This is a genomic window from Roseateles chitinivorans (genome assembly GCF_002761755.1).
Classification (GTDB): domain Bacteria; phylum Pseudomonadota; class Gammaproteobacteria; order Burkholderiales; family Burkholderiaceae_C; genus Roseateles; species Roseateles chitinivorans.
The window spans coordinates 1-3,637 of record NZ_PEOG01000138.1; the positions used below are offsets into that span (position 1 = coordinate 1).

At 73.7% G+C, this 3,637-nt stretch carries 2 protein-coding genes; both read left to right on the plus strand.

The annotated features are described in order from the left end of the window. Positions 1 to 108 precede the first annotated feature (108 nt). Complete coding sequence (locus CS062_RS24885) at positions 109 to 1,848, plus strand: hypothetical protein (RefSeq protein WP_099864527.1); 1,740 nt, start codon at positions 109 to 111, stop codon at positions 1,846 to 1,848. 229 nt (positions 1,849 to 2,077) lie between these two features. Beyond that, the coding region (locus CS062_RS24890; RefSeq protein ID WP_199174354.1) for a coiled-coil domain-containing protein at positions 2,078 to 3,637 on the plus strand (1,560 nt) is incomplete at its 3' end.

The following is a 3,637-nucleotide window of genomic DNA, read 5'->3' on the forward strand; positions in this document are numbered from 1 at the left end:
CGATTTCGTCGACGGCTTCGCCGCCTGGCTGCGCGACTTCGCGCGGCTGGCCCGCGCCACATCGACGTCCCGCGACACCGCGGCCGCGCATTGAAGGAGGGAGTCGACATGCCCGGATCCATCACCCCCTCGACCTCCAACCGCATCGAATCATTCCGCCTGCCCACGGATGGCGGCACGTCCGTGCCAGGCACCGCGGGCACAGGGGCCGGCGTCGCTCCCCCGACGCTCGAGCGGCCGTACAACGCGCCCTCGTCGCGAACCTCCGCGCCGCTGGCGTCCTCAGGCGGCGAGGAGCCGCGCGAGCGCCGGCCATTGCCCGAGCTGGTCGGCACGAGCCCCCGCCACTCGCTGCTGGGCGACTCGCACAGCCTGTCGGACTCGCGCGAGTGGTCGTCGCGGCGCCTCGATACCCTGGCACGGGAGCGCGGCCTGAGCGGCCCGCTCTCGGCCACCGCTTCGGACGTCGGCCGGCAACTGCGGCCCGAACCGACCTTCAACCTGTCCCGTGCCACCGCACCGGAGCGCAGCTGGCGCTCCGTCGCGACCGCGATCTCCGGCGAAGTCGCCCGGTTGGCCGGCGTGGCGGGTCGTGAGGCGGTGCGCACGCTGGGCGCCGTTGTCCCGCCGCTGCCCGAGGCGCGCCTGGTCGGCGTGGTGGCGGGGCATGCCCTCCACCAGACGGTCGCGGTGGGCCTGCCCACCTTCGCGCGGGAGATGCTCGCCAACGCGGTGACCCATGCGCTCAGGGCCGCGCCCCCGCCGGCCGTGATGGGCCTGCAGGCCGCCGTGGGCGCCGTCAACCTGACCTTGCAGGTGGTGCGGGAGCTGCGCGAGCGGCGCAACCCCGACGAGGCGGCGCGCGCCTATCACTCGCTCACCCCCGAGCAGTGGCAGGCGAAGACGCCCGACGAGCAGCAGGCGATGCGGGATCACACCGCCAGGATCTCGCGGCTGTTCACGGTGCTGCAGGCCTCGTCGTCCTTCACCAACCTGATGCTGATGCATCACGGGTTCCAGCAGGGGGACCGGGCGGCCGCGCTGCAACCGCTGGCCAACGAGCTGAAGGTCGGCGTCTACGCCGCGATGCGGGACGGCCTGCAGGCCAGCTTCAGCATGGTCAAGGTGAACAAGCCGCCGGCGCCTGCGGAGGGCGCCCCGCAGCCGGAACTGGCCGCCGGCATGTCCGGTGCCGCGCAGGCTTCCGCCGTGGCCACCTACGCCGGCGTGAACGTGGTGAACGGCTTCCTGGGCGATGCGCTGAAGGGCGCGTGGGTGCCTGATCGAGGCGCGGCGGCCGCGGTGTTGCTCGGGCAGTCCACGGCCATGGGCGCGGGCGATGCCTGGCGCGTCGCGGTCGGGTCTGCCGCGATCAGCACGCTGACCAACACGCTGGGCGAGACGACGGACTGGTTCCAGCGCCTGCAGCTCTTCGCCAACCAGACGCCCGGCGCGACGCAGGAGTGGGCGCCGGTGCGCACCGGCACGGACCGCGGCCGCGTGCTGGACCAAGCCCAGGCGCGAAGCGCGCTCGCCAACACGCTCTTCTCGGCGCTGACCGCGGCAGGGCAGGGCATGGCGCACAGCCAGCTGCCGCCGGCCGTGCAGCAGTTCATCGGCAACGTCGGGGCAGCGGCCCTGGGCGCGATGCTCGATTCGCCGATCACCGGCCTGTGGCAGGCGCAGGAGGCGGTGCGGGCCAAGCCCGTGCCGGACGCGCCTGTCGATCTGGAGCTGGCGCAGCGACCCGACTCGCCGCGTCTGCCGTCGAGCTCGGCCTCGTCGGTGGCGGACATCCCGGTGCCGCAGCAGCGCCGGCCCCGCGTCAACGTCGACGAAATCGATTGAAGGAACCATGCCCGATCCGATCCGATCCCTCTCGGGAGTCGCGCCATCGCGCGCCGCCGTACTGCCCGCTGGCCGGCCGCTGGCGCAGATCGCCGCCGACCGGGCTGGTCCCGCGACCGGATTTCCCGAGCTCGACCGGGCGCCGTCTCGGCCGGCCAGCGCATCCGGCGCCGACGAGGCGGACAGCGCGTCAACGGCCACGCGGCGGCGCGCCTCCTTGCCGGTGTCGATGCCGACAGAGGCTGCCGCGATCGCGGGCCTCTCCGCGGGGGCGCCATTGGCATCGTCGTCGCCGTCGGTCCAGCTGAGGTCGCTCGCGGACGAGCTCTCCCGGTGGGAGACGGAGCGGGCGGCGCTGCAGGCGCGTCTTGCCGAGCTGCAGGAGCGGCGTCACGACGCGCGCGCGCCCGGCGCTGCCGAGCGGAACGACGACGTCCGCCGTCTTCAGTCGCGCGCCGATCACGCGCGAGGCCAGTTGGCCTCGCTGCAGGCCCGGCATGACAAGGAGACTGGCGAGCTGGCCGATGTCGAGCGCAAGCTGGCGTCCGCCCTGCGGCAGCTCGAGGGCTTGACGCTGGCGGCGCAGCCGCAGCCGGCCCAGCCGGCTCGACCTGCGCGCGCGCGGACGGGCCGGCGTGGCGGTGCCAAAGCGGCGAGACCCGCGCCCGCCGCCGAGAAAGCGGCTCCCCGAAGTCCCGCGGAGGTCGAGGCCCAGGCGCGCATCAAGCGGCTGGAGGGGGAACGCGACAGCCTCAAGACGCAGATCGAGGCGGCCAGTCGCCGCATCACGGAGGCGCGCGCGGCCTTGAAGCGCGACACCGACTTCGCGGAACTGGTGCTGGATCCGCGCTTCAACGAGCAACGGATCGACGAGGCCGTCGCCGCCCACCTCAACCCGTTCCTGGCGCACTACGAGCTTCCCGCCATCGATCAGGTGCCCCAGGGCGAGGACACGAGGCATGCCCGCTACCTGGCCAGGTTCACCAACGTCGACGCGGGCGCGCGGCGCCTGGACGAGTCGCTGTTGCAGAACCCGACGCACAGCTTCTCGGCGTTCTCCGCCCTGTTCAGTACCTTGTGGCCGGATCGGGTCAACGGGAGCCTGCTGAGGAACCTGCTTGGCGGCGACATGAGCGCCGTGATGGCGGCCGTGCGCGCGGGGGGCGAAGGCCTGGGGAATGCGGTTGGCCGGCATGTGGTGGCGCAGTTCGCGGAGGAGATGAGGTACTGCGCGTTGGCGGCGGCCAGCACCGGCCTGCCCGATGGCACGACGGCGCGCCGCGTGAGGTTGAGCAGCGGCAGCCGGGTGACGCAGACGGCGTTGGCCGAAGGCCGCGCGCGGGTCCGCGAGCTGGTGTCGCTGCAGGAACTGCCGGCGCATCGTGGCCGCATCGTCGTGGGCGCGATCCAGCAGGCGACCTCGATGATGAAGACCATCGCCGAGGAGTACCGCGAGGCGCGTGGCGACGTCCAGCGGTCCCAGGCCGCGCTGGATGCCGCGTTGAAGGACCGGAGCGCCCTGGTCGAGCGCAGCGACCAGCTGACGGGCGAGCTTGGCGCCGCGCTGGCGGCGCTCAGCGGCCTTCGCGACGAGCGCCGGCAGCGGGAGGCCGCGCAGTCGGCGCCATCGACACTGTCGGCCTCGCGCGAGGCCGGGCCGGATGCGGCCATTCCGCAGCTGCCGGTGGCGGCCGGGTCCTCCTCGCCGGATGTAGAGGCGCGCGTGATGCGGCTGCGCGGCGACGTGGACCGCCACACCGCCCATGCGGACGAGGCGCGCGGCCGCGTC